Below are 25985 nucleotides of genomic sequence, written 5' to 3'. Positions count from 1 at the left end.
CCAAGGCTTTTATTCTCCGGCGGCTTTTGTCCTTCTAGAAACAACGTATGTCTTCCGACGACACAACCGATCCTGAGTCACCTGACGACGCACAGACGAACACGCACACCGATGGCGAGGACAGTCTCCTCCCCGAGGACGGAGGGAAGGCCCGCGACCGCCTCGAAGAAGAAGCAGACCGTGCCGTCGAAGGGTTCGATCAGGGTATCGTCGACCTGCTCTCGTGGCTCCTCGAAACTGAGACCCGGGCACGGATCTACGTGTATCTCCGGCAGAACCCCGGTAGCACGAGCGAGGAGGTCGCCGAGGGGACGGGACTGTATCCGAGTACGGTTCGGGAAGCGCTCGCCGAACTCCACGACGAGGAGAAAGTCACCCGGAGCAAGCGCGAGAACGAGGGCGCGGGCAACAACCCCTACGAGTACGACGCGATGGCACCGAGCGATCTCGTTGGCAGTGTCGCAGGGCAGGTCCAGAAGGAGCTCAACACCGTGTTCAACATGGACACCTATCTCGGCCGGGACGATACCGAGGCCGACAAGGAGCCGGTGACGATCACTGTGGAGGATCGGTCGGAGGAGGTAGATGTCGAAGATTCGGGTGTCGACGACGATGGAGCTTCATCCGGAGATCAGGCTGAGAACTCCGACGAGCACTGACCTGCTCTGGAGTCCGACTCTTTTAAGAATCGGGCCGGAGAATGGCGGGTATGAACGTCGCGCTGGGGGGAACGTTCGATCCGATTCACGACGGCCACAGAGCCCTCTTCGAACGTGCGTTCGAGCTCGGCGACGTGACCATCGGGCTGACCAGCGACGACCTCGCCCCGAAGACACGCGCCGAGGATCGGTACGTTCGACCCTACGACGAACGGAACGCCGACCTCGACGACGAACTCGTGGAGTACGCCGACAGGTACGACCGCACCTACGAGATCAGAACGCTCGACGCGCCAACCGGGATCGCGACCGAGCCACAGTTCGACTGTCTGGTAGTCTCTCCCGAAACCATCGATGGCGCAGAGCGAATCAACGAGATTCGTATAGACAATGGCGTCGACCCGCTCAGAATCGAGGTTGTGGATCACGTCTACGCCGACGACGGTGAGATCATCTCCAGCACCCGGATCATCAACGGGGAGATCGACGAACAGGGGAACATCACGCCCGATCGCGAGGGTCGCGGGCGCGTCCAGCCGGATTGAGTCACCAGCTCGGCGGTTCCATCCCGGCGTCCCGGAGCAATTCCTTCCAGCGTTGCTGAATTGTGAGCCGCGCGACGCCCGCAGCGTCGGCGACATCGCTCTGCGACTGTGCCTGCCCGGAGATCAGCGACGCCGCGTAGATACTCGCGGCCATTACGGCCCGTTTTGAGCGCTCGGCCTCGGGGACGCCAGAGAGAAACAGATCCGTCGCAGTCGAGGTGGCATCGGCGTCCAGATCGAGCTCGTCGGTGACCGTCTCGATCTCTTTGACCCACTGCTCGTTCTCGACGCGGGTTCGTGCGCTGTACATCACACCTACGTTCATACCGCAGGTGAATAAGCCCTGCTCTACTCTCCAACCCGGTCTGCTTCACTCCCCGACCCGCCTGTCGAGGAAGTCGGTCAACAGCCGGAACATCCGGAGTTTCTGGTCCTGGTCAGAGGATGCGTGGCCCTCCTCGCCGAGTTCCCGGTACTCGTAGCCCGCTCCGTCCTCGTAGCCCAGTTCGTCGAGTCGGTCACGGAACAGTCGTGCCTGCGAGACCGGTACCCGGCGGTCGTTGACGCCGTGGACCAGAAACAGCGGCGCGTCGAGGTTCTCGGCGTGGGTGATCGGCGAGCGCTCCGCGTAGAGATCGGGGTTCTCTTCGGGCGTCCCGAGATACTTCTCCATCAGCTCGGTGCGGAAATGCGGCATCGTCGTCTCGAACATCTCTTCGAGATCCGTCAGACCGATCCAGGCGATTCCAGCGTCGTACAGGTCTGGATACTGAACTACCTGCCAGTAGGCCGAATAGCCGCCGTAGGAGCCGCCGAAGACGACGACCCGGTCCTCGTCGATCCAGTCGTACTCGATGACGTGCTCCGCGGCGACCGCCACGTCGCCCTGTTCGGCCCCGCCCCAGTCGTCGATGAGGGTCTCGACGAACTCACGGCCCCGGCCAGTCGAGCCGCGATAGTTGATCTGCAGGACAGAGTAACCCTGCGAGACGAGCACCTGCGTGTACAGGTCGAAGGATTTCGAGTCGCGAGCGCGTGGCCCTCCGTGGGGGTTGACGATCAGCGGCGAGGGGCGCTCGCCGGAGTCGTACAGCAGCGCCCCGATCTCCAGTTCGTCGTATGGGTCGTGCTCGACCGCTTTCGCGGGCGTTTCGGGGACGCCATCGGACTCGACCGTGAAGTACTCGGCGTCGGCGAAGTCATGGGGTTCGAACGGACCGTACTCCGCCTCGACGAGTACCTCGTACTCGTCGGTTTCGAGATCGTAGGCAACCAGTTCGGGCCGCTGCGTTGGTGTCGTGTGCTGGAAGACGAGCCGTCCGTCCGCTAGTACGACCTCGCCGGTCTGCCCGAACGAGGCGACTCCCTCGGGGACGTCGAGTTCGCGTCCCTCCTCTGAATCCAGATCGTAAACGACCGGTACCGAGACGGCGTCCCGGTCGCGCGAGGCGACGATCCGCTCGCCGTCCGGGTGGAAGGTGACGCCGCCTTCCTCGTACTCGCCTGTCCCGAACCAGGTGACATCGTCGCTTCCGAGATTGTAGACGCCGACGCGTCCCAGATCTTCGGTGTTATCGACCACGAGCAGTCGCTCGCCGTCCGGTCCCCAGTCGACGGGGATTGCCTCGGCCCCGACCTCCCCGATTTCGAGGTTCCGGGCGTCGCTCCCGTCACTCGAAGCGATGTAGACATCCTTGTTGTCGTAGTCGTCTGTCTCGTTCGTGGCGTAGGCTATCTGCTCGCCATCAGGGGAGACGTGTGCGCCCCATACAGCCCGCTCGTAGTCCGTGAGTTTCTCGGTCTCACCGCTCGATAGGTCGTGGCGGTAGAGGTTCATCTGACCGTCCCGTGATGAGCCGACAAAGAGGGTGTCTCCGTGGACGTCCGAGATAATCACCTGGCCGTCCATTTCCAACACCGGTTCGGCATCACCGTCACGACCGAGCGCATGGACATCGTTCTGCTCGTTGCCGTCCTCGTCGAGGTGGTACAGGACACGTCTGCCATCGTCATCCCACCGGACGAACCACCGTGCGTTCCGCGGGACCTCCCCTGCGGACCACTGGGTCGTCTCGCCGGTCTCGACATCGAGAACGTGGAGTTCGTTGCGGCCGGTCACGTCGTAGTAAAATGCGATCTCTGTGCCATCCGGAGAGACCGTCGGATGGGCGAGCGTCGGGAGACTCGCCAGTTCCTCTATCACGTCGATGTCTGTCGTCTCGGACATTACGGTTCTGTTCGGGCCAGTGACGCATAAATTCCCGTGCTGGGGTCGGAATTCCAACCATCCGTCGATACGGACATGTTGGCGATCATCCAAGTATCGGCAGCGGAGATGGTCGGATGCTGTGGCGGGGTTCCAACCGGGTCTCTGGCCGGTATACGGCGACTTTCGATCTACCGCAAAACACATACATTGATATTCCCCTTCCCTGTTGTACTAAACAGCATGTTCGATCTGACAGCCTTCCAGCGCGACTGCCTGTACGTCATTGCGGGACTCGACGAGCCGAAGGGTCTTGCCGTGATGGACGAACTCGAAGAGTACTACGAGTCCGATATCAACGCGGGTCGACTCTATCCGAACCTCGACGAACTCGTCGACAAGGGACTCGTCGAGAAACACCAGCAGGACCGGCGGACGAACGCGTACGTACCGACCCGACGCGGCAAACGCGAGATCGAAGCGCGAGCTGAGTGGAAAGCCGAACAGCTCGAAGCGGAAGCCGAGCCGCCTGCGGACGACTAGACGAGTACTACCGCCCCAGTCCCCAAGAAGACGACGCCGAATCCAGCGAGGACGAGGCCGCTCAGTCCCGCAATGATCGGCGCAAAGGCGTCAACGCGCCGACCGACCCTGACGAGCCCCCCGGGAAACGCGACGATCCAGAGTCCGATACCAGCGAAAAATCCGCCCAGCAGTGCCGGGCTTCCAGTTTCGACGACCAGTGTCCCCACCAATTCTTCGCCGATCAGGGGGACGTGCTCGAAGACGTCAAGTCGCCCCGGCGTAAGCAGGCCGACACCGATCGTGAGCCAGAAGCCGATCTGGTAGGGGTTCGTCAGCGAGAGCGCGAACGCCCTCCGAAAGCCGGTCGAGTCGTGTGACACCTCGCCGGTAAAGGACCGTGCGGCACGGGCGTCTCGGACCGCTCCCAGCGCGAAGTAAAGCATCAACACGCCGCCAGCAAGGTAGAGGAGTCCGCGGACCCAGTCGAGAGCGTCCACGAGCGTCGCAATGCCCAGTAGCGTGAGAACAAAAAACAATACGTCCGCGGACATCGCCCCGAGTCCGGCCCGAAAGCCTGCAAGCCACCCACGGAGCACGCTCTCCTCGGCGATAATCGCGTTCATCGGTCCCGGCGGTGCGGCGAGGACGAGACCGAACACGGCCCCAACGAGCAGGGTCGTCAGTACGGAGAGCACACTCGGCGTTTTCCGAGAACGGTCAAAAAAACGTCGACAGCAGCGCGAACCGCCTACTGGAACGTCCGTCCCAGTTCGTTCTTGCTCTCTGGCTCAGTGCGGCTGATCTCCGATTCGAGCTCCTCGTAGCGTTCCCGCACGTCGTCAGTCACGCTCGGGCCGACCTCGTCGAGCGCGTCCTCGAAGTGCTCGCGGGTGATCCGGACGTTCCCGATACTCTCGCCGATCTCCTCGGGATCGACCGAGTTGATGAACTCTCGGGAGGCCCCCATCGATGCCTCGCGGGTCACGGCCTCGATGTCAGCGCCGACGAAGCCCTCGGTCTCGCTTGCGAGCCAGTCCATGTCGATGCCATCGGCTAGCGGTTTGTCCCGCGTGTGGACCGCGAAGATCGCCTTGCGAGCGTCCTCGTCGGGGACCGGCACGTGGACGTGTCGGTCCAGCCGTCCGGGACGGAGCAGGGCGTCGTCGATCAGGTCGGGTCGGTTCGTCGTGGCGATAACCACGACGTCTTCGAGCTGTTCGAGCCCATCGAGCTCGGTCAGCAACTGGGAGACGACGCGTTCGCCGACGTTCGAGTCGCCGCCGCCGGAGCCGCGCTCGGTCGCGATGGCGTCGATCTCGTCGAAGAAGACGACGGTCGGGGCGTTCTCACGCGCCTTGGAGAACACCTCGCGGACGCCTTTTTCGGACTCGCCGACCCACTTACTGAGCAGTTCGGGCCCCTTGATCGAGATGAAGTTCGAGTCCGCCTCGTTGGCGACGGCTTTGGCCATCAGCGTCTTGCCGGTCCCCGGTGGGCCATAGAGCAGGACGCCTTTGGCGGCCTGCATATCCATCTGGTCGAACACCTCGGGGTATTCGAGTGGCCACTGTATCGTCTCGACCAGCCCCTCTTTAGTGTCTTCGAGACCGCCCACGTCGTCCCACGTGACGTCGGGCACCTCGACGAACACCTCCCGCAGCGCCGAGGGCTCGATCCCCTTGATCGCCTCCTTGAAGTCCCGCTCTGTGACCTGCAACGAATCGAGGATCTCGGCGTCGATCTCCTCGCTGTCGAGATCGATCTCCGGCCGGATGCGCCGAAGCGCGTTCATCGCGGCCTCTTTCGTGAGGCTGGCGAGGTCAGCACCGACGAAGCCGTGGGTGTTCTCGGCGTAGGCTTCGAGATCGAACTCCTCTTCGAGCGGCATCCCGCGGGTGTGGACCTGCAGGATCTCCTCGCGGCCGCCCTTGTCGGGCACGCTGATCTCGATCTCGCGGTCGAACCGGCCCCCGCGTCGGAGTGCGGGATCGATCGCATCGACGCGGTTGGTCGCCGCGATGACGGTAACCTGCCCACGCTCTTCGAGTCCGTCCATCAGACTCAGCAGCTGGGCGACCACCCGACGTTCGACATCGCCGCCAGCTTCGCCGCGCTTTGGCGCGATCGAGTCGATCTCGTCGATGAAGATGATCGCGGGGGCGTTCTCCTCGGCCTCCTCGAACACTTCACGGAGCTGCTCTTCGCTCTCGCCGTAGTACTTCGACATGATCTCCGGGCCGGAGATGGTGTCGAAATAGGCGTCGATCTCGTTGGCGACGGCTTTGGCCATCAGCGTCTTGCCGGTCCCCGGCGGGCCGTGAAGCAGGACGCCCTTCGGTGGTTCGATGCCCAGTTGCTGGAACAGCTCCGGGTGGCGCATCGGCAGCTCGATCATCTCCCGGACCTGTTCTAGCTCGTCGTCGAGGCCACCGATGTCCTCGTACGTGACCGAGGGGCCGGTCTCGGAGCGTTCGGCCTGCCCGTCGATCTGCTCGGCGGGCGTCTCACTGATTTCAATGTCCGTCGAGTCGGTGACGACGACCGTCCCACTCGGGTCGGTGTTCGCGATCTTCAGCGGCACCGACCGGCCGTTGCCGGACATGGGGCCAAAGGAGAGCGGGAACGGGACCGTCTGATTCTCCGTGATCGCCTGCCCGCTCAGCTTGTCGCGGACCAGGGGCCCGATGTTCCCGCGGATACGAAGGTTCTGCGGGAGCGCGACCGTGACGCTGGTTGCGGGCTGGACATCAGCCTTCTCAACAGTCACACGGTCGTCGATCCCGACGTCTGCCTCCTGTCGAAGTCGTCCATCGATCCGGATGACGTTGCGCCCTCCGTCCTCGGGGTAACCCGGCCAGACGCGGGCGACCGCCTTCCGGCCCTCCCCGCCCTCAATGACGATGTAATCGCCGTTCTCCAGGTCCAGTTCGCGCATCGACTCCCGGTCGACCGCGGCGAGTCCCCGCCCTGCGTCTTTCTGTTTGAGTGGTTTTACAGTAAGTCTCATCGTCCGTCCTCCAGTTCGATAGTGAGGATACCGTTTTTGATAAACGCTTGCGCGCCCGCCTCGGGCAGATCGAGATCGATCTGTTCGCCCTCCTCGGGGACGACGATCGCCGTGTCACCGACGACCTCTACGCTCGCGTCGACATCGCTACCCAGATCGGCCACGATACGGTGAGTACCATCGGTTTCGTACTCCCGGACGCGGCGTTCATCGCGCCGTGAAAACTGTTTGAGATCCATGATTCCTAACAACAAGTTAGTTACAATACTATTTAAATCTATCGCTCAAAAACGCAGTACGGCATATTCTGATACTGGAAAAGACGAATTGCAGTTCACACCCATGGCGGACGCTCGATTCACCCCCCAGCCATGGGGGAACATTCACGTCGATCTGTACTCAACGTATAGTATGAAAACGATCACACACCACGGTCGGGAGACGGCCTATCGCCGAACCGATCGCGGTGGTAACGGTCCCGTGGTACTGTTCGTCCACGGCAGCGGCGCGACAGGTGACCTCTGGCGAGGACAGCGATCGCTCGCGGAGCGCTGCGAAGTCGTGGCGCTCGATCTGAGCGGCCACGGGGAGTCGGAAGACGTCGACGTCAGCGCGGGCTACGAGACGCTTGCCGCGTACGCCACGGATGTCGTCGCGGTGGCGCGTGACGTTGGTGCGGACATCCTCGTCGGCAACTCGCTGGGTGGGGCGGTGGTACTCCACGTCGCGCTGGAGCGAGGCTACGATCCGTCCGCGCTGGTCCTCGCGGGAACCGGTGCAAAACTGGCCGTACTGGATGACCTGCTGGGGTGGCTGGACGACGACTTCGAGCGCGCGGTCGAGTTCCTTCACGCCGACGGCCGACTGTTCTACGACCCTGACGAAACACTACGGACGGCGTCAGCGGACGCCATGCGCTCGGTCGGTCAGGAGATCACCCGGCGCGATTTCCGGACCTGCCATGCCTTCGATGTCCGCGAGCGGATCGGTGAGATCGAGACGCCCACGCTCGCCGTGTATGGTGAACACGACCAGTTGACGCCACCACGGTATCACGAGTACCTGGTCGACGAACTGCCCGATGCCGCCCGCGCATCGATCGACGACGCCGCCCACCTCGCGATGCTCGAACGGCCAGCGGCGTTCAACGCAGCCCTCGAACGGTTTCTCGACGAACTCGCGGCCAATGGCTCAGTATAGATCGTCGAGTTCGTCGGCATACCGGCTGTGCTCCTCGGCGGGGAACTCCTCGTCGGAAACGGCGTCGACGTAGCCGTCGATGGCTGACTCCATTTCGGCCCGGACATCGCCGAACTGCTCGGCAAAGGGGGGCGACCACTCGCCAAGCCCGACGACATCGTTGAACACGAGTACCTGCCCATCCGTTTCCGGACCCGCGCCGATACCGATCGTCGGAATCTCCAGTTCCTCAGTAATCGTCGCTGCCAGATTCGCCGGGACGTGTTCGAGGACGAGCGAGAACGCACCCGCCTCCTCGTGAGCGCGGGCGAGATCGACGATCTCCTGTGCCGCCTCTGGATCGGCACCCTGCTGGGTGTAGCCGCCGAGTTCGTTGATCCGCTGGGGCGTCAGGCCCAGATGTGCCATGACGGGGATTCCCAGCTGGTGGAGCCGTTCGGTCAACTCGACCGTGTGCTCGCCAGATTCAAGTTTGATCGCGTCCGCGCGGGCCTCCTTGAGCATCCGTCCGGCGTTTTCGATGCTCGTCTGTCGGTCGGTGCCGTAACTCAAAAAGGGCATGTCCGCGACGACCAGCGCCTCCTCGACACCCCTCGCCACCGCGGCGGTTCTGCTCGCCACCTCGTCGACGGTCACCGGGAGCGTCGAGTCGTAGCCGAGCACGACGTTTCCCATGCTGTCGCCAACCAGAATGACGTCGACGCCGCCCTCGTCGATCAACTCGGCGGTCGGCGCGTCGTACGCCGTCAGCATCGTGATCGGCTCCCCGCCCTTCCGGGCGCGGAGGTCCTGTACGGTCAGTGCCATACAGAGTGGTTGTCGATGGGACAATTAAATGGCAGGGAAGGAAATCGTCCGCGCTCTCGAGGGGTGGTATATAAGTACGTCCCGCTCCGAATGCGCCGATATGTACGGACCACGCGAGATTCTGGCAGCCGTCCTGACGTTCGCTATCGGTCTCGCACTGATCGTTGCGCCGAACACCGTGGCACGCCTGCAGTTTTTCGCCCACGGACCGACCACCGGACGCCATGGGGAGTACGGCGATGACCGAGTACTCACCGAAAAGCAGGCGTGGATCGCGCGTGCGATCGGACTCGTCCCGATCGCGGTTGCGGGCTATATTCTTGCTGTTCCTGTGTTGTGAACCGTTCGGTTCCCGTCAGTCGACGTATTGTTCACCCATAGCGCCGACGACCGAATCGAGCAACCGGACAGCCCACAGGTAGAACGCCGAGTCCGATGTCTCCTCCACGCGCTCGCGGAACGCGGGAATCCAGTCGAAATGGGCCGCGTGAAACCGGGCGTACTCCTCGTACTGCGCTGCGTCCAGCAGGAGACTCGCGTACTCCAGCAACAGTGAGACGTGATCGGCGGGATACTCCGGGGGCACCTCAGCATCGAGTGCCTCGTACCGGCGCTTCATATCGCTCGCCGGCGGCCCCGAGAGGATCCCACGCTCGGTGCCGTCCCACCATTCCTCGTAGGCGGATTCTGCTGGCGGCGCGTACTCGCCCTCGAAGGCCTCGAAGGTTCGGAGATACTCCCGTCGCACTGTGGCAGCATCTTCGACCGGTGGGACGTCTTCGAGGGATGCAGTCGACAGGCTCACCACTCCCGATTCGATAGTCGCTTCGAGCGTCCCATCCTGCACCGCTGCGACGAGGTCCTTGCCGGGATGCTGGAAACACGAGGCAAGCGCGGCGTACAGGTCGGCATGTTGTGTGTTCATATATTGGCTCAGGTGGGAAATGATATGAAGTCGCTCATCCGACGATTACCGGCTGTTTGACTGCGGCCGTAATCACCAGGAACCGCAACAGCATGGAACCCATGATGACCAGCCCGAACTTCGTCGAACAGATTCGTTTGGTCATCAGCACGTTTTCGTCTCGGACGAGGTCGACAGCCTGCTGTGCCCCCGAGATCAGGAGCGGGACCACGAGTCCGAGTCCGATAACGCCGCCCCACAGCAAGAGCCCGTACGTCCCCGTGAGTGCGGCGTACGTTTCAGTTGCTGCGACGCCCCCGGTAGCGAGCGTGTACAGTAGGATCCCCAGGATCATGATCTCAACGACAATGACCGCATCGTCGAAGAGGCTGAACCGATGAACGAGGTGACTGTCGATGTCGCTGGTCAACTGGGCGAGCATCACCACTGCAGCCGTCCCGGCCGAGACACCACTGGCCAGGAACAACAGCGGGAGCAGCCGTGGATCCCACAGCGGGACGTTCCACCCGACGTCGCTCAACAGGAGTCCGGTGTAGACGACGACAAGCACCGCCAGCCCGACGCCGACCAGTCGCACACCCACGTCGAGGATACCCGAGGGGCGAGTCGCGTCGGCTAGCCGGTCCAGCAGCCCGTCGATACCGAGTTTCGCAACCAGGTGCCGGGGGAGCCCACTGGGATCGGCGGTCGCTTCGGCCCCGAACGTCGCCCACACCAGCCGCATCGTCACGAGGAGGCTAAACAGGACGATCACCCAAGTCCCGATCGCCATCCAGGACGACCAGTTCGTGAAGCTCACCGGGAAGGTAAACGCCCGGAGGAACGGCCCGGAGAGGTGCAACAGCAGCGTGATCGAGCCGACGGCGATCGTGACAAACGCCGTCAGCAGCCCCCACCGGGTGACGTGCTCGTAGCCGTCGTACTCGCTTCGACCGGCGACTGTCTCGGCGATCGATGCGACCACGTATGCCCCCCCGGAGACGCCCCCGAGGAAGAGGTAGATCGCGACGAAGATGTCCCAGTGGCCCGCTTCGAACCAGAACAGTTCCGGTGTCGTCATGGGCTCACACCTCGTAAGTGACCGCACCCGCCTCGTCGTCGTCACGATCTGCCTCGACGATCACGTTCGCCGGCTCCGAGGCGAACCGTTCGAGCGCTTCCTTGGATGCCTCGGCTTTCAGTTCGCTGACCGGCCCGGCTTTGATCGCGTCGCCGACACAGTTATCGACACAGGCTGGCGTCGATCCACCGTCTTCCTGTTCCTCGCGTGGTGGCATGTCGTGGCCGCCGCCCGGTCCTTCGCCGAGGCACATGTTGCATTTCGACATAATACCGCCGTCGTCGTAGGTCGGCGCACCGTACGGACAGGCCCACGCACAGTAGTGACAGCCGATACAGCTGTCCCGGTCGACGGTGACGATGCCGTCTTCCTCGCGCTTTTCGATCGAGTTACACGGACAGACCTTCTCGCAGGGTGCGTCCGAGCAGTGCATACACGACATCGAGATCGGCATCGAGCTCACGTCGGGGAACTCCCCGGACTCGACGTTGCGGACCGTCCGCCACTCGTCCTGGTCCGAATCGCGGTCGTGGCGTTGCTTACACGAGACCGAGCAGGCGTGACAGCCGATACACTTGTTCGCGTCGAAGTAGAACGCCCACTGTTCACCCATGGTCAGGCACCCCCGTTGTGGACGTCGACAGCGATGTGTCTGTCCGGCTGTCCCGTGATCGGATCCATCTGTTTGGCGTGCAGTTTCATCGTGTTCATTCCCTCGTAGTCTTCCTGTGCCGATCCCTCTCCGAAACCGTACTCGGCGGTGACAAAGCCGGGTTTGATCGTCTCGGTGACGTGGGCCATCAGTTCGCCCTCCCCGGTCTCGGATTCGACGGTGACCATATCGCCAGTCTCGATCCCTCGCGGCTCGGCGTCGGCCGGGTTGAGATGCAGGTAGTTGCCCCGGTAGTCCTCGTCTTCGAGTTCGTTCTTCCGCGCGAACTGATCGAGACAGCGGTCGATCCCCTGATCGCTGCCATGGGAGAAAAACACCGAACGGATGTCGAAGAAGTTCAGCGGATACTCCTCGCCGAGCTCGTCGCCGTACGTTCCTGGCGGCTGCCACTCGGGGGCAGTATCCATCCCGGCCTCTTCGGCAGCCTGGACGAACGTCGGGACCTGATCGAGGTCAAAGCTAAACGCCGGGCCGTCCTCGTCGCGCCACTGCTCGTAACCGTACTCGCCGACGAGCTCGTAGTTCTTCTCGCCGCTGTCGAGCTCCTCCAGCGTGAGGTCGACCGCCTGTAGCTGGTCGTTGATGAACTCCTCGTGGTCGTCCCACGGGAAGTACTCGCCCCAGCCCATCGCCTCGGCGATTCCGGTCAGGATCTCCCAGTCGGGTTTCGTGTTGAACTGTGGCTCGACGGCGGCCTTCCCGCCGACGACCCACTGGTGTTCGGGGTACGCGCTCCAGGAACCGGTTCCCATCGTGTCCTTTTCCAGCTGCGTGGCGTCGGCGAAGACGACGTCGGCGTTGCGCGTGACGCCGTTCCAGTAGGCGTCGACGGCGATCACGAGGTCCATCTCGTCGAGCGCGTCGAGCCAGGCCTCGGCGTTGCCGTCTTTCAGCGGCATGTCGTGGTGACAGTAGATACCGTTGATATGTCCGTTCTCGACCATCTCCGGGACGAGGTTGTGTGCGATTCCCTCGATGTGGCGGAACGGGTACTCCTCGTACTCCTCGTACTTGTTGAGCGCAGGCTCCTTGCCCTCGGCGTTGTTTGGCAAGTCGACGCCGATGGTCACGTCGGTGCCCTTGTCGTCGGGCGTCCACTCACAGACCTCGAACGGATCGGCGGTCGGCGTCCCCTTCCAGAGTCGGAGCCCGCCGGGACGATCGATATTACCGACCAGGCCGTTCAGGGCGGTGATGTTTTGGCTCGCCTTCCAGCCGTTGCTCACCTGAGCCGTCCCGGTCCAGATCGAGATTCCGGCAGCCGGCGCGGCCTCGGCGAACCCACGGGCAATCTCGCGGATCTTGTCGGCATCGATACCGGTGATCTCTTCGGCCCACTCGGGAGTCTTGTCCTCGACTGCTTCTTGGTACGCCTCAAAGCCGTAGGTATGCTCCTGGACGAACTCCAGATCGAGCAGCCCCTCCTGGATGATGACGTGGCCCATCGCCAGTGCGAGTGCGCCGTCAGTCCGGGGCTCGATCGGCAACCACTCGTCGGACTTCTCGGCCGTCTCGGTGTACTGCGGGTCGATCGTCACCAGCGTGGCATCGTTTTGCTCGATCGCTTTGAGGATCCCCTTTGCCTCGAACTGCCCGGCGAACGCCTCCAGCGGGTTCCGGCCCCACATGATGAGGTACTCCGAGTTCTGGTAGTCCGGGATCCGGTTGTTCGAGCCGACTCCCATCATGCCGCCGGCGACGAACGTCGGGCCAGCACAGACGTGGACGCCCCGGCCGATCCGTTCGGGCGTGCCGTAGAGATCGCGCCAGATCGTCCGGAAGATCGGCGTCTCCGCCCAGCTGCCGGCATCGAGAAACGTCTCCGCGCCGTGTTCGTCGTCGAACTCGCGGAGGCGTTCTGCGGTGTACTCGAACGCTTCGTCCCACGTCGCCTCGCGTAGCTCGCCGTCCTCGCGGATGTAGGGCTGTTTGATCCGGTCGGGGTCGTGCGTTTTGTCGAGCTGTGCGAGCCCCTTCGGACAGAGCGTCCCGTTAGTGCCGGGCCCGGCGCTCCCGCGGGGATTCCCGTCGACACCAGTGATCCCGACGACGGTGTCGTCGTTGACTTTCACTTCCTGTGCGCAGTTGTGACAACACATCCAGCAGTTGCCGAAGGCGGTCTCGGCGTTGGCGATCGGCATCGCCGATCGATCCGTGCTCCCGAGCCCGGGAACATCGTCGAGACAGCCACCGAGCGCGGCAGCGCCGGCAGCGGCAACGCCGGTTTTCAGCAGGTTTCGGCGCGTCAGTCCGCTACCGTCCTCGCTACTCATCGGCGATCACCTCCGCCGGGGTGTAATCGTCGCCGAACTCCTCGCGGAGTCGTTTGTCGTACTTCTCGTGGAACTCGCGTTCGGATAGCTCGCCGTTTGCGACACGCATCGCGTCGATCCCGACCTGTTTCCCGAGTTCCTGATCGTACTCGCTTCTGTCCGGATCCGTATCGAGTGCAGCCAGTGCCTCGAGCGGATCCTGGTTGTTTCCTGGGCTCATGGAATGCTCACAGTAGAAACAACGGTTCTGGATCGCATAGGTCGCACTCGGGATCAATTCAGGCTTTATATACGGGGTGGTATGCGTGTCGACAGACGGTCGGGTCGAACGATCAACAATGTGGTATACCCGAACGGCTACAGCCGTTCAGTTGGGAACGCAAAACGCGGGTAGGGGAACCTAGTCACAGCCCCAGTCACCGCCCTCGTCGTCGCCGTCGCCATCGTCGCTTTCCGTGTCTTCGCCGGCCATGTACGCCGCGTCGGTGGATTCGATCTGGTTCGCGTCGGCCGAATCGAGGTCGGGAATCTCGTCGACGACGATCTCCAGTTCGCTCTCGCCGGTATCACCCTCCGTCCGGTCGTTCAGATCGACACGCCACTCCTCCGGCGGAACGTTGCCTTCGGTGTTATTCCCGTCGTACTGGGCCCACTGTCTGGAAAAGGAGCCGTCGTAGACGGTGACGTCGTCGTAGCCAAGTAGCCCGTCAAGGACGAAGTAGCCCATCGTTGCACGATAGCCGCTCCCACAGAAGGTAACAATCGTATCTCCTTCCGCGACGCCGTCGAGGTCGAAGATGTGGGATTCGAGTTCGTCGGCATCCTTCCAGTGACCTCCCTCGGCGAACTTCGTCGAGTAGCTATCACCTTCGTGGTAGTTCGCCGGATCGTCGATGATCGCGGTCGATATCGTCGCGTCGGGATCGGCCCGGTTGTCGAGCAAGACGTCCTCTCGTTCGCCCTTCTGTTTGAGGTCGACGCGCTGGATCATCTGTGCGATTCCGAGGCGGTCCTCGTTGTTCAACTCGTCGTTGGCCTCCACGCTGAACGTCGCTGCCGGCGCGTCGGGTTCACCGCCGGTCTCCAGTTCGTACTTCTCACCGTAGGCGTTGTACCCGCCGTTGAGGACCTTGATTCGCTCACGTGGGAAGCCCCAGTACCGGAGCGTCCAGTACGCTCTCGCCGTTCGGAGCGCACTCGGTCCCGAAAGTACGATCGTGGTCCGTGGACAGACACCGCTTCGCTGTAATACTTCGTCCATCTGTGCTCCGTCGGGCACCATCGGCGCGGCTTCGCCCAGCCCTTCCACCCGTGCGGCGTGGAACTCGTCCGGCGCCCACTTGAGCGCGCCGGGCACATGACCGTCCTCGTACGTTTCGGTGTCCCAGACGCGGAGTACGGTGACACGGTCACGCACGTCCAGTTCTTGCAGATTCACAAGTCCGACATCGTGCCACTCTTTCAGCGTCGCCGGTTCGATCAGGGCGTTCTCGGTCGCCGTCGGATCCGGAACATCCTCCTGGGTCTCCTCTTCTTCCTCGCCGTTCGCCGATTCGTCGCCATTTTCCGTCCCATTCTCCTCTTCGTTTTCGGACGCCGGCTCGTCGTCACCGAGACAGCCAGCGAGGGCACCGAGTCCGGCCGCGCCAGTGATCTGTACGAATCGCCGTCGATCCAGCTTACGATCCATATGCAGGACTACGCAAAGGGGGTCGTTGAGAATAACCCGGGATCAATTCGGATTTTATATGAGGTCGGCTATAACTGATGATCTGCGCGGAAGTTCGTCACGTCTCCCAGCACGAACAGTCACAGGAGAGCTGCCGGATGACGTTCGATTCCGCCCGTCGCAGTCGCTGGGACGTCGCCGACAGGGAAATCCCCAGTTCGTCGGCGATCTTCTCCATCGGAACGGATGCGTCGGGATCGTAGTACCCGAGCTCCTGGGCCACGTTTACCGCCTCACGCTGTTTGGCGGTCAGTTCCGACACGTCGACCGAACAGAGCTCACGGAACTCCGATCCGTCGGTCGAGACGATGCTCTGCACGGAGACGCGGGCACAGATCTCCCGGACCTCCGCGACGATCTCGGCGACCGTCTCGGTATCCGAGACGTACGTTTCCATGACGAACTCCCCGTCCCCAACCTCCAAATATCGTGGCAGACAGCCGTACTCCGAGAACACTACCCCGGGGCAATGATCACAGATTTCGTTCGAGGTATGCTTCGTGGAGACGCTCTCCTCCTCGTCGCGGACCGCGATATCGAGGTTGCAGTGATCCTGGTCGAGTCGGACGTCGAGATCGACGATGTCTCCCTCGATCGCGTCCATCACACAGGGGCCGCCACGTTCGATCTCGAGGACGACCCGCAGGTTACGGTCCTCTACTGGCGGAATTGCGGCCGGTTCGTCGTCGGTACGGGACCCAACAGCCATATTGCCCTCTAGAGGGCCACCTCGTATAAACAGGCGAGCGTTTTCCCACCTCCTGAGAATACTTTCGTTTCCGTGACCGGCCGAATCCAGATACTACTTTGTACTCGGCTCGTAACCCCCAGTCGTGCCAGAGCCAGTCGAGACCAGCGATCCCGAAGGCGTCGACTACGGATGGGTGATGCAGACCACATTCGTACTCACCATCGTTATCGGCGCGCCGCTGGTCGCCGCCCTGTCGATCCCGTTTACCCTTCCGACCTGGGGCTCCCGACTGGAGTTTGCGATCCGCGTCGGCGCTGTCGTCTGGATCCTGATTGCGGTCCCAGTTCTCTTTTACGCGAAATGGTGGCTCGACGATTCGGGGACGTCATCCGAGGATCCGTCGGAGCCGCGTCCAGACGAATCCTCGGCCGATGAGAACCAGTCCGGCCAGTAACGGAACAACGCCGTAGCCGAGCAGGACAGCCACCAGTGGTAGCGTCTCAAATACACCGTAGGTCGCGTCCACGGCGGTCGTGGCGAGCACGACCAGCGGTACGGACACTGCGAGCGCGAACAGGTACGACAGGTCACGACCACGATAGTGACGGGTTCTGCGGATCACGATGAAAAACAGCACCGGCATGAGTATCGTACCCAGCGCAAAGAGCAGACTCGGCCCGATAGCCGCCGGATCCGTCACGTAGACGTACTCCCAGGCCGAGCCGATGTACTCGGTCGCGGGGCCGAAAAGCAGCGCGCTCAGGGCATCGGTGTCGGTCCCCGCCGCCTGCAGCGCGGCGACGAGCGCTTCGAGACCGGCTGCGTTCTCGTAGCCGTAATGCGCCAACCCCACAAGATACAGCCCGAACGAGAGGTTGATCGCAGGCCATCCCAGCGGAACCGAGCCGAACCACTGGACGAGCGCGTTCTCGAACAACAGGCCGGAGAGGCCACCTGCCGAATCCGTCTCGTCGGCATCATCCGTCCCCGTTTTCCGTGCCGACCCGGTGGACGTCGTGGCTCCGCCAGTGGAAGCGCTGGCTGTCGTCGAGCCTGCTGCACTCGTTGTGGTTGCGCTCCCCGTTCCGGTCGTGCTCGCCCGTCCTGTGCTCGCACTACTGGACCGGCTCCGTCCTGTCGATGCTGTCGACGACTGGCCAGTTTGACTACTGCTCGACGGATTGCTGGTTTCCCTACTGCTCGACGACTGGCTGGTGGCAGTGGAAGAGCTTGATGCACTACTGGACCTCCCCGAGGAACTGCTCGTGGTACTGGATGTCGAGGACCCGTTCGTAGTCGATGCTCCACCCGTCGTTGATGAGGACCCACTCGTTCGGTTCGTCGAGGTCGCAGTTCCCGACGAATAGCCGGTGCTGGACGTAGAGCCAGCACTGGACGTTGTACCGCTCGTCGAACCGCCGGTCGATCCCGTGGTTCGTCCCGTCCCCGAACTGCTCCCCGTCGCTCCCGAAGACCTCCCGCTGCTCGTCGTCTCCGTGGACGTGTCCGATTCGTCGTCTTCTTCGTCCTCGGATGGCCAACTGCTCAGGTCCGGGATGCCGTCGAGCCGCTTTGCGACGTAGTTCGTGTGACCGAGCCGGTCGTACGACTGGCGCTCGGACGGGTCTTTGAGCGTATCGTAGGCCTTCTTGATAATAGTGAACTGCGCCGTCGCACGAGGATCGTCGTTCCGGTCCGGGTGGTACTCCTGGACCATCTCCCGGAACGCATCCCGGATCTCGTCTTTCGAGGCGTCCTCGTCGACGCCGAGCAGTTCGTAAAAGTCTCTCGTCATATACCGGCAGTTACTTGCGGCAAATGTGGTGCATGCTTATAATTCCAGTGCATGAGACGTGTCAGAAATCGGTGAGGCTCGACTGTCCCGACCTGCTCGGTGTCGTACGTTCCTGCTGGCGAGGCTCGCCGGTCTCCTGACCATCTGTCTCCCCGTCCCAGCCGCTCAGTCGCGCCTGTTCCCCGGTTGGAAACTCCAGATTCGAGACGCGGACGCCGACCTTCCGAACGGGGTCATCGTCGAACTCGGAGATTAGCTCCAGTGCGATCGTCTCGACGAGATCGGGATCGTCGATCGGCCCCGGCAGGGAACGCTCGCGTGTGTTGACGTCGTACGGCGGTGTGACTGCCTTCACGCCGATCGTCCGGTACAGGGCCCCTTTGCTCTGTGCCCGGGTCGCGACCGCTTCAGCCAGTGCCCTGACCTGTTCGCGTTTTCGTTCGGGATCCTCGACGGCGTCGGCAAAGGCTGACTCCCGGGAGAGACTCTTGGGATCGCCGGTCGGCGTTACCTCCCGGGTGTCCGCTCCCCGCGCGCGGTCGTATAGCTCCCGCCCCCGCTCGCCGAACCGATCGACCAGTTCGTGGGGATCTGCTGTTGCCAGATCGCCCGCTGTCTCGATACCCAGTTCGCGGAGTTTGCGGGCCGTAACCGGCCCGACACCGTGGACTTCCTCGACCGACAGCGGGGCGAAGAAATCCGCGACTTCACCGGGCTCGACGACGACGAGCCCGTCCGGTTTGTCGTGATCCGAGGCGACTTTCGCCGCGCTCAGCGTGGGTGCGACGCCGACGCTTGCGACGACGCCGACCTCCCGCTCGATCCGCTGTTTGACGTGGCGTGCGAAGCCGTCCGCGACCTCCCAGCCGGTCCGGTCGGTGACGTCGAGATACGCCTCGTCGATGCTGACCTCCCGGACCGTATCGGCACAGTCGTGGAGAATCGCCCTGACGTCCTCGGCGACCGACTGGTAAAAGTCCAGATCGACGGGGCGGTAGTAGCCCGCTGGCTCGTCGGTGGTGTCCCGGCTCCCGGTCGGCCCGTCGGCGTCCTCGTCCAGTCGCGGCAGCCGGTCGAGCGCCTCGGAGATAGCCATCGCACTCTCGACGCCGTACTCCCGGGCCTCGTAACTCGCCGTGGCGACCGCACCGATGTCGTCGCCGGGCTCGTAGCCCATCCCGACGACGAGCGGCTCGCCGCGCAGTTCCGGCTCCCGCAGACGCTCGCAGGCGGCGTAAAAACAGTCCATGTCGACGTGCAGGACGATCTGGTCCGGCGGCTCGTCGTCGACGCCGGGCAGCGTGGCGTCTCCCGGACTCGGCATACCCACCGATTGGGACGGCAACGTCCTAAACGCTCTGGCATGGCCCACTCCCACGATAGTCCACTCCCCCTGCAGTCCCACCGAGAGAGCGTGCCACTTTCCGCAACCCGTGGTTTTTCACCGGCTCACGTCCCGAAATCGGTATGGACACCCCCGACCTCGATCGGTTCGAGTCCCGCCGATCAACCGTCTACGCCACCGAAGGAATCGTTGCGACCAGCCAACCGCTCGCCGCCGAGGCTGGCGTCTCGATCCTGCGAGAGGGCGGCAACGCCTTCGACGCCGCGGTCGCCACCGCGGCCGCGCTGAACGTCGTCGAGCCCACGAGCACCGGGCTCGGCGGGGACGTCTTCGCGCTCTATCGCACCGCCGACGGCGAGGTCGGCGCAATGCGGAGCTGTGGCGGCGCACCCGCCGACGCCACGCTCGACCGCGTCCGGGAGGCCGTGGCCGCCGAGCAGGACGTCGCGCCGAGCGAAGCCGAGATGCCACAGCACGGCCCGCATCCGGTCACTGTTCCCGGGACTGCACGCGGATGGGAGGCCACTGTCGAGCGCCTCGGGACCCGCTCGCTGGCCGACGTGCTCGAACCGGCGATCCGGTACGCGACGGAGGGCTACCCCGTCAGCGAGGTGATCGCCAGCGCGTGGAGCCACGGCGAGGAGCTGTTCGACGACGAACACGCGCGAGACGCATACCTCGTCGACGGCGAGCGCGCGCCCGAGGTCGGCGAGCACGTCACGCTGCCCGAACTCGGCGCGAGCATGGAGCGAATCGCCAAAGAGGGTGCCGATGTGGTCTACGAGGGCGATATCGCCGAGGCCATCGTCGAGGAGGTCCAGTCGAAGGGCGGCTTTCTCGACCACGACGATCTCGCGGACTTCGAACCGGAGTTCGTCGAGCCGGTGAGCGCGACCTACCGCGGGACCGAGGTGTACGAACTGCCCCCGAACAATCAGGGGTTGATCGCGCTCGAAGCGCTCGGGATCGCCGAAGAGATCGGCGCGGGCGAGGTCCCCTACGACTCGCCGGAACGGATCCACAGGTTCGCCGAGGCGACGAAGCTCGCCTTCCACGATGGCCACCACTACATCACCGATCCCGAGTACGAGGAGATTCCACCGCTTGCCGATCCGGAATACGTGGCCGGGCGTGCCGACGAGATCGGTCCGGAGCCGATCCAGGACGTCGACATCGGCTTCGGTGAGGGCGCTGGCGAGGACGCCGACACCGTCCTTCTCACCGTCGCAGACGCCGAAGGGAACCTCGTCTCCTACATCAACTCCCGTTTTGCAGGCTTTGGCAGCGGGCTGGTGGCGGGCAATACCGGGATTGCACTGCAGAACCGCGGCTGGTCGTTCTCGCTCGATCCCGACCATCCCAACCGACTCGAACCGGGCAAGCGACCGTTCCACACGCTGATTCCCGCGCTCGCGAAGTTCGACGAGGACGACTGGGCGGCCTTCGGCGTCATGGGCGGGTACATGCAGCCACAGGGCCACGTGCAGGTGCTCTCGAACATCGTCGACTACGACATGCCGCTCCAGCGCGCGCTCGACGAACCGCGCTGGCGCTACCGGGAAGACGGCGGCCTCGCGCTCGAAGGACAGTTCGAGGGCGCGATCGCGTCGAAGCTCGCCCGGCGCGGTCACGACGTGAGCGTTCTGCCGCCGATCCGCTTTGGGGGCGCACAGATCGTTCGGGATCGGGAGGGGACGCTTTCGGGCGCGACGGAGCCCCGAAAGGACGGCACGGTCGTCGGCTACTGAGCGCCCGATCGGCTGTGATTTTGTGATTTTGTATACAATATAACATTATAACACGCAAGAGGGCGTTCGGATCAACGGATTTGCCGATCAGTTCTATGGCCTACCTCCCCACAGACTCACATATATTTGAAAAAGCCAAAGATATATTGAAGACAACCGTCTACAGCTATGTATGACTGAGTTCGATCCGGCTCCAACGTCCGACGAGACCCAGCGACGGTGGCAGGCGGGAACGGACACGTTTGGTCGTGTCTACGACGTCGTCCTCGGGATAACGTCCCCAACCCCGTACACCGACATCGCCGAACTCGCGGACTGTTCTCCAAACGCCGCCAAAAAGCATCTCGACCGGCTGGCGGAGATGGGCATCGCCCACGCCAACAGCGACAGCCGCCCGGCGACATACGAACGAAACGAGGGGTATCTCGAATGGCAGGACGCCAGTCGGATCGCAGCCGAACTCTCGGTCGACGAGATCCTCGACCGTGTCGAAACGCTGGAATCCCAGCGAGCGGACTACGAAGTCCGGTTCGGGACGACGGACCCGACGGACGTCTCCGTGTTCGATCACGGTGACCACGACACGATTCACGAGCGAATGACCGCAGTCAGCGAGTGGCAAGGTGTGATTCGAGATATCAGGCTGTACGAACTGGCCCGCCAGCTCTCCCAGAACGACGGCCATCTCATCCCGGCGTAGATGAGCGATCCTCCCGAGGATTCAACGCCGCACTCGACAGGCCCACCGGACCGACAGACGTTGCGCCTGCTGGAGCGACATCTGGCCTCGGATTCACTCGTCGCCGAGACGGCGTTCGAGCCGAATGCCTACGAACCGCGGCTGCTTCACGGAGTTCTCGCCGCCGAACGATATCCGGACTCGGTGACAGCGGTCCGCCTCGATATTCGGTGGTTCACGACTGGCGATTTCTCGATCCACTACGTCGAAGACCACGAGGATGGAACGCGCTGGGAGTGTCGCTGGGATCGGCACCCGAACACGCACAACACGCGGTTGCACTTCCACGAACCACCATCGGCAACCGGGGTAACTGATCTCGACCTCCCGTCACTCCATCCACTCGACGTGTACTCGACCGTGCTTGCGGCGATAGAGAACCGTCTAGAGACACTGTGGTCGGCAATGTAGTGCAGTACCCTGAAACCCCACGACGGATCGGGAGTTAACACATTTATCCGACAACCCTGTATTCCTACGCCATATGAACTTCTGTGACGAGTGTGGTTCGATGATGCACACGGAGGGCGACACGTGGGCGTGTCGCTCCTGTGAGCACGAGGAGCCACGGGATTCCCAGGCAGAAGCGGCGATGGAGACCCAGGATGGGCAGCGGGACGACGGAGCACCCGCCGTGGCCGACGCGACCCAGGACTCCACGGAGACGATGCAGGAGCATTGTCCGACGGACGACTGCGACAGCGACCGGGCCTACTACGAGATGCTGCCGAAGCCGGGCGGCTCCTACGAAGTTCGGCTGTTCACCTGCGTCGAGTGCGGCCACAAATGGCGCGAGTCCTGACCCGCACAGGGCCCACCGTGGGCAGTAATTCGTAACTGTGTACACGCTGTGTACCATCGCGGGCGGCGTCCGGAGCCGTTTTCAAGCCGTCGGAAGCCGAACTTCGAACACTGCACCAGTTGGCTCGTTGTCCCTGACCTCGACCTCGCCGTCGTAATGATCGACCAGCATCTCGACGAGATACAGCCCCAGTCCGGTGCCGTCGCTGTCGAGTCCCTTCTCGCCTTTGCCGAAGATCTCCGACTTGTGGCGGTCGGGGATCCCTGGACCATTGTCGGCGACGGAGACGGTTGCGGCGTCGTCGACCACGTCGGCGGAGACCGTCACCGTCGGCTCGTCGGCGTCGTTGTGAACGGCAGCGTTGTGCAGGAGGTTGTGAAAGACTGCCCCGAGCATATCGTCGGCGAGGACGTCGATCGCGGGGATCTCGCCGTCCACGGCGACGTCTACTCCCTCGTGCTGGGATCGGAGATCGTCGATCTCTTCGTGGAGCCGAGCGCGCAACGGGACGGGTCTGATCGGCTCCTCGTCACGCAGCAGCGTCTCGGTCAGGTCACGGGCGGTCTCTGTCAGGTCGATCGCCTTCCGGGTCGAGCGCTGTACTTCGTGCAGGTGTTCGAGTCCCGCTTCGTCGAGATGGTCTTCGAGCATCGCCGCACGCCCGGCCACGAGTTGCATATCGTTGCGGATATCGTGGCGGACGACCTCGTTGAGCAGCTCAAGTCGGTCGCGGTCCCGTCTCGTCCGTCGCTGTCGTTCGCGTAGCTCCTGTTCTCGGGATTTCAGATCCGTGACGTCCCGACAGATGGCGATCGTCCCCGCAAGGTCTCCCTCGTCGTCGTAGTACGGATATCGGAAGGTGGAGAAATCCGCCTTCGCCTGCTTCCCACCCTCGAACTCGGGTGATACCTCGTACCGGATCGGCTCCTCACGTTCGAGCACCTCAGATTTGATCTCCGCGATCGTGGTCGCCGTCTCCTCGTCCATGAATGCGAACTCGTCCGCCCCGATGAGCTCCTCGGCCGACAACCCAGCATAGTCGCTTAGAGCACCGTTGACGAACTCAAACTGTCCGTCCAGCCCCTGCAACATGACCGGATCATCCAGCTGTCGTACGATCCTCTCGAAGAGCACGGGGTCGGAAGACTGGACAGCCATGCCTGCACGTACGCACCATACGATCTTAGTTCGATTGGCCGCGTTACAGATGGGGAGATTCAATAGGCATGGGCTACCGTTGCTACACAATGCGGGACGAGCACCTCATAACGGCCAAACAGCTAACACGGGAGGACATCGAGACGGTCCTCGACCGGGCGGCCGAGATCGCGGCCGATCCGTCCGCCGTCAGCGACCGTCACGCCGACACGTTGCTCGGGTTGCTCTTTTTCGAGCCCAGCACCCGGACCAAGATGAGCTTCGAGACGGCGATCAAACGACTGGGCGGGGACGTCGTCGACATGGGCTCGGTCGACTCCTCCAGCGTCTCAAAGGGCGAGAGCCTCGCCGACACCGTCCGTGTCATTCAGGGCTACGCCGACGCGCTCGTACTGCGTCATCCGCGACAGGGATCGGCCAAGATGGCCAGCGAGTTCATCGACGTGCCGCTGGTCAACGCGGGCGACGGCGCGGGCCATCACCCGACCCAGACGCTGCTCGATCTCTACACGATGCGCGAACAGAACGGGCTGGACGACCTGACCATCGGGATCATGGGCGATCTGAAGTACGGTCGGACGGTCCACTCGCTGGCCAACGCGCTGACGAACTTCGACGTCCGCCAGCACTTCATCAGCCCCGAGAGCCTCCAGCTCCCCCGGAGCGTGCGGTACGACCTCCATCAGGAAGGGGCGTCGGTCCGGGAACACACCGACCTCGACGAGATCCTCCCCGAACTCGACGTACTCTACGTCACGCGCATTCAGCGCGAACGGTTCCCCGACGAGAACGAGTATCACGCCGTCGCGGGCGAGTATCAGATCGACGCCGATACCCTCGAAGCGGCGAGCGACGAACTGACGATCATGCACCCGCTCCCGCGCGTCGACGAGATCGCGCCGGAGATCGACGACACCGACCACGCCAACTACTTCCAGCAGGCGCACAACGGCGTCCCCGTCCGGATGGCCCTGCTGGATCTCCTGCTCTCGAATACGGGAGGTGACGACGAATGAGCGACCACGAACTCCGCGTCAGCAAGATCCGCAACGGCACCGTGATCGACCACGTCCCCGGCGGCCAGGCGCTGAACGTTCTCGCCATTCTGGGGATCGACGGCACCGGCGGCGAGCAGGTCAGCATCGGCATGAACGTCCCCAGTGATCGGCTCCCCGCCAAGGACATCGTCAAAGTCGAAGGACGCGAACTCAGCCAGAACGAGGTCGACGTCCTCTCGCTGATCGCGCCCGACGCAACGATCAATATTGTCAGTGAGTACGACGTCGTCGATAAACGACGGCTCGACCGTCCCGAGTATGTGAAGGGTGTGCTCGCGTGTCCGAACCGCAACTGTATCACGACCGACGACGAGCCCGTCGACTCGAAGTTCGAGGTGCTCGACGACGAGGTGCGATGTGTCTACTGTGATACGATCATCCGGGACAACCTCACCGAGCACATCGGGAACTAGAGCAGCCCTGACTCCGCCTTCGCTCTCGGCGTGGTGTCCACCCAAGAGGCTAACCCGTTTGCCCGTGGACAGTTCAGTATGCAGTTTCATCACACGGGGATCGCGACGCGTGATGCTGATCGGTTGATCGACCTCTACGGCGACCTGTTCGACGCACCGGTCGTCCACGAGGAGGAGTTCGACGGCCTTCGAGTCGTCTTCCTCGATCTCGGCAACGGCTATTTCGAGCTACTGGAACCCGTCAAACACGCGACCGTTGCTCGATTTCTCGACAAGCACGGCCCCGGCGTCCACCACGTCGCCGTGGCAACCGAGGATATCGAGGCGGCTCTACAGATGGCCCGGGAGCGGGGGATCGAGTGTATCGACGAGGAGCCACGAGAGGGTGCGTGGGGTCACGATGTCGCTTTCCTGCACCCGAACGATACGGGCGGCGTCCTATTCGAGTTCGTCGAACATTGATTGAGCCGTCATCCTCTGGACCCCCCGCATACATTACCTAGGTTGCAGATACGAATCCATGTATGTCAGAGAGGACCGTGGGCCAGCAGAATATCGGCAAGTATTATAAGGAGAAGATTAACCATAAATATGAGTTGGGGGAACGCTTATATAGTTCGGATTCTG

Annotated in this window: 29 protein-coding genes; 13 read left to right on the top strand and 16 right to left on the bottom strand. The window is 63.0% G+C overall.

All coding sequences use genetic code 11. The features are described from left to right. Positions 1 to 47 precede the first annotated feature (47 nt). Positions 48 to 659, top strand: a complete 612-nt coding sequence (locus tag AArcS_RS05005; protein ID WP_238479390.1) for a winged helix-turn-helix domain-containing protein — start codon at positions 48 to 50, stop codon at positions 657 to 659. A gap of 50 nt (positions 660 to 709) precedes the next feature. Beyond that, positions 710 to 1204: a phosphopantetheine adenylyltransferase gene (locus tag AArcS_RS05000; RefSeq protein ID WP_238479389.1), complete on the top strand. Its 495-nt coding sequence runs from the start codon at positions 710 to 712 to the stop codon at positions 1202 to 1204. A gap of 1 nt (position 1205) precedes the next feature. Here AArcS_RS05000 and AArcS_RS04995 read toward each other — a convergent pair whose 3' ends face one another. After that, the gene (locus AArcS_RS04995; RefSeq protein WP_238479388.1) at positions 1206 to 1514 is read right to left on the bottom strand and encodes a cyclin family protein; all 309 of its coding nucleotides are present in this window, start codon (positions 1512 to 1514) and stop codon (positions 1206 to 1208) included. Positions 1515 to 1574: 60 nt separating this feature from the next. Then, complete coding sequence (locus AArcS_RS04990) at positions 1575 to 3431, bottom strand: S9 family peptidase (protein ID WP_238479387.1); 1857 nt, start codon at positions 3429 to 3431, stop codon at positions 1575 to 1577. Positions 3432 to 3653: 222 nt separating this feature from the next. Here AArcS_RS04990 and AArcS_RS04985 point away from each other — a divergent pair, with 222 nt between their 5' ends. Continuing rightward, a complete protein-coding gene (locus AArcS_RS04985) occupies positions 3654 to 3953 on the top strand; it encodes a helix-turn-helix transcriptional regulator (RefSeq protein WP_238479386.1) in 300 nt (99 codons plus the stop codon). Here the strand turns inward: AArcS_RS04985 and AArcS_RS04980 are convergent. Genes AArcS_RS04980 through AArcS_RS04970 form a run of 3 tightly spaced genes read right to left on the bottom strand, consistent with a single transcriptional unit; the run spans position 3950 to position 7181 of the window. Continuing rightward, positions 3950 to 4630, bottom strand: coding sequence for a LysE family translocator (locus AArcS_RS04980; RefSeq protein ID WP_238479384.1), 681 nt, complete (start codon positions 4628 to 4630; stop codon positions 3950 to 3952). The genes AArcS_RS04985 and AArcS_RS04980 overlap by 4 nt on opposite strands. 53 nt (positions 4631 to 4683) lie before the next feature. Next, positions 4684 to 6942 carry a CDC48 family AAA ATPase gene (locus AArcS_RS04975; RefSeq protein WP_238479382.1) on the bottom strand — a complete coding sequence of 753 codons (2259 nt, stop codon included), beginning with the start codon at positions 6940 to 6942 and terminating at the stop codon, positions 4684 to 4686. Continuing rightward, positions 6939 to 7181 carry a DUF7127 family protein gene (locus AArcS_RS04970; protein WP_238479380.1) on the bottom strand — a complete coding sequence of 81 codons (243 nt, stop codon included), beginning with the start codon at positions 7179 to 7181 and terminating at the stop codon, positions 6939 to 6941. The genes AArcS_RS04975 and AArcS_RS04970 overlap by 4 nt, the downstream gene beginning before the upstream one ends. A 172-nt stretch (positions 7182 to 7353) precedes the next feature. Here AArcS_RS04970 and AArcS_RS04965 point away from each other — a divergent pair, with 172 nt between their 5' ends. Then, positions 7354 to 8142 carry an alpha/beta fold hydrolase gene (locus tag AArcS_RS04965; protein ID WP_238479379.1) on the top strand — a complete coding sequence of 263 codons (789 nt, stop codon included), beginning with the start codon at positions 7354 to 7356 and terminating at the stop codon, positions 8140 to 8142. Here the strand turns inward: AArcS_RS04965 and panB are convergent. Further along, complete coding sequence (gene panB / locus AArcS_RS04960; protein WP_238479377.1) at positions 8134 to 8949, bottom strand: 3-methyl-2-oxobutanoate hydroxymethyltransferase; 816 nt, start codon at positions 8947 to 8949, stop codon at positions 8134 to 8136. The genes AArcS_RS04965 and panB overlap by 9 nt on opposite strands. Before the next feature lie 100 nt (positions 8950 to 9049). Here panB and AArcS_RS04955 point away from each other — a divergent pair, with 100 nt between their 5' ends. Continuing rightward, positions 9050 to 9289, top strand: a complete 240-nt coding sequence (locus tag AArcS_RS04955; RefSeq protein WP_238479376.1) for a hypothetical protein — start codon at positions 9050 to 9052, stop codon at positions 9287 to 9289. Between the two features lie 15 nt (positions 9290 to 9304). Here AArcS_RS04955 and AArcS_RS04950 read toward each other — a convergent pair whose 3' ends face one another. From AArcS_RS04950 to AArcS_RS04920, 7 genes are all read right to left on the bottom strand, one after another. Further along, positions 9305 to 9874: a TorD/DmsD family molecular chaperone gene (locus tag AArcS_RS04950; protein WP_238479374.1), complete on the bottom strand. Its 570-nt coding sequence runs from the start codon at positions 9872 to 9874 to the stop codon at positions 9305 to 9307. Between the two features lie 34 nt (positions 9875 to 9908). Further along, positions 9909 to 10934, bottom strand: a complete 1026-nt coding sequence (gene nrfD, locus AArcS_RS04945) for an NrfD/PsrC family molybdoenzyme membrane anchor subunit (RefSeq protein WP_238479372.1) — start codon at positions 10932 to 10934, stop codon at positions 9909 to 9911. A gap of 4 nt (positions 10935 to 10938) precedes the next feature. Next, positions 10939 to 11547: a 4Fe-4S dicluster domain-containing protein gene (locus AArcS_RS04940; protein ID WP_238479370.1), complete on the bottom strand. Its 609-nt coding sequence runs from the start codon at positions 11545 to 11547 to the stop codon at positions 10939 to 10941. 2 nt (positions 11548 to 11549) lie between these two features. After that, the gene (locus tag AArcS_RS04935; RefSeq protein ID WP_238479368.1) at positions 11550 to 13880 is read right to left on the bottom strand and encodes a molybdopterin-containing oxidoreductase family protein; all 2331 of its coding nucleotides are present in this window, start codon (positions 13878 to 13880) and stop codon (positions 11550 to 11552) included. Then, the gene (locus tag AArcS_RS04930; RefSeq protein WP_238479366.1) at positions 13873 to 14100 is read right to left on the bottom strand and encodes a 4Fe-4S ferredoxin N-terminal domain-containing protein; all 228 of its coding nucleotides are present in this window, start codon (positions 14098 to 14100) and stop codon (positions 13873 to 13875) included. Before AArcS_RS04930 ends, AArcS_RS04935 begins: the two co-directional genes overlap by 8 nt. Before the next feature lie 180 nt (positions 14101 to 14280). After that, positions 14281 to 15570 carry a selenite/tellurite reduction operon rhodanese-like protein ExtH gene (gene extH / locus AArcS_RS04925; protein ID WP_238479364.1) on the bottom strand — a complete coding sequence of 430 codons (1290 nt, stop codon included), beginning with the start codon at positions 15568 to 15570 and terminating at the stop codon, positions 14281 to 14283. A 97-nt stretch (positions 15571 to 15667) separates the two neighbouring features. Beyond that, on the bottom strand, positions 15668 to 16318 hold the full coding sequence (locus AArcS_RS04920) for a helix-turn-helix domain-containing protein (RefSeq protein WP_238479363.1): 651 nt from the start codon (positions 16316 to 16318) through the stop codon (positions 15668 to 15670). A 124-nt stretch (positions 16319 to 16442) separates the two neighbouring features. Between AArcS_RS04920 and AArcS_RS04915 the strand changes: the two genes are divergently transcribed. Then, entirely contained in the window at positions 16443 to 16754 is a 312-nt protein-coding gene (locus AArcS_RS04915) for a DUF5822 domain-containing protein (protein ID WP_238479362.1), read from the top strand. Here AArcS_RS04915 and AArcS_RS04910 read toward each other — a convergent pair. Together AArcS_RS04910 and AArcS_RS04905 are read right to left on the bottom strand one after the other, a co-directional pair. Further along, on the bottom strand, positions 16686 to 18095 hold the full coding sequence (locus AArcS_RS04910; protein ID WP_238479361.1) for a J domain-containing protein: 1410 nt from the start codon (positions 18093 to 18095) through the stop codon (positions 16686 to 16688). The two genes, AArcS_RS04915 and AArcS_RS04910, sit on opposite strands and share 69 nt — an antisense overlap. 61 nt (positions 18096 to 18156) lie before the next feature. Then, on the bottom strand, positions 18157 to 19419 hold the full coding sequence (locus AArcS_RS04905; RefSeq protein WP_238479360.1) for a DNA polymerase Y family protein: 1263 nt from the start codon (positions 19417 to 19419) through the stop codon (positions 18157 to 18159). Positions 19420 to 19562: 143 nt separating this feature from the next. Here AArcS_RS04905 and ggt point away from each other — a divergent pair, with 143 nt between their 5' ends. From ggt to AArcS_RS04885, 4 genes are all read left to right on the top strand, one after another. After that, on the top strand, positions 19563 to 21188 hold the full coding sequence (gene ggt / locus AArcS_RS04900) for a gamma-glutamyltransferase (protein WP_238479359.1): 1626 nt from the start codon (positions 19563 to 19565) through the stop codon (positions 21186 to 21188). A 172-nt stretch (positions 21189 to 21360) separates the two neighbouring features. Further along, complete coding sequence (locus AArcS_RS04895) at positions 21361 to 21888, top strand: DUF7342 family protein (RefSeq protein WP_238479357.1); 528 nt, start codon at positions 21361 to 21363, stop codon at positions 21886 to 21888. Continuing rightward, complete coding sequence (locus AArcS_RS04890) at positions 21889 to 22338, top strand: toxin-antitoxin system TumE family protein (protein ID WP_238479355.1); 450 nt, start codon at positions 21889 to 21891, stop codon at positions 22336 to 22338. Between the two features lie 73 nt (positions 22339 to 22411). Then, positions 22412 to 22729 (top strand): RPA12/RPB9/RPC11 RNA polymerase family protein, encoded by a 318-nt coding sequence (locus AArcS_RS04885; RefSeq protein WP_238479353.1) that lies wholly within the window; start codon positions 22412 to 22414, stop codon positions 22727 to 22729. 81 nt (positions 22730 to 22810) lie between these two features. On the opposite strand, the gene AArcS_RS04880 is transcribed toward AArcS_RS04885, so the two are convergent. Beyond that, on the bottom strand, positions 22811 to 23887 hold the full coding sequence (locus AArcS_RS04880; protein ID WP_238479351.1) for a PAS domain-containing sensor histidine kinase: 1077 nt from the start codon (positions 23885 to 23887) through the stop codon (positions 22811 to 22813). An 89-nt stretch (positions 23888 to 23976) separates the two neighbouring features. Here AArcS_RS04880 and pyrB point away from each other — a divergent pair, with 89 nt between their 5' ends. The 3 genes from pyrB to mce all read left to right on the top strand — a co-directional run bounded on the left by pyrB (position 23977) and on the right by mce (position 25820). Beyond that, positions 23977 to 24903, top strand: a complete 927-nt coding sequence (gene pyrB / locus AArcS_RS04875; RefSeq protein WP_238479349.1) for an aspartate carbamoyltransferase — start codon at positions 23977 to 23979, stop codon at positions 24901 to 24903. Further along, on the top strand, positions 24900 to 25358 hold the full coding sequence (gene pyrI / locus AArcS_RS04870; protein WP_238479347.1) for an aspartate carbamoyltransferase regulatory subunit: 459 nt from the start codon (positions 24900 to 24902) through the stop codon (positions 25356 to 25358). Before pyrB ends, pyrI begins: the two co-directional genes overlap by 4 nt. A 78-nt stretch (positions 25359 to 25436) precedes the next feature. Further along, entirely contained in the window at positions 25437 to 25820 is a 384-nt protein-coding gene (gene mce, locus AArcS_RS04865; RefSeq protein WP_238479345.1) for a methylmalonyl-CoA epimerase, read from the top strand. The last annotated feature ends 165 nt before the right edge of the window (positions 25821 to 25985 follow it).

It is taken from the genome of Natranaeroarchaeum sulfidigenes, from assembly GCF_017094485.1.
In the GTDB taxonomy this organism is placed as follows: domain Archaea; phylum Halobacteriota; class Halobacteria; order Halobacteriales; family Natronoarchaeaceae; genus Natranaeroarchaeum; species Natranaeroarchaeum sulfidigenes.
Note: the sequence above shows the minus strand (reverse complement) of the source record. Positions and strands in the feature narration are given on the sequence as shown.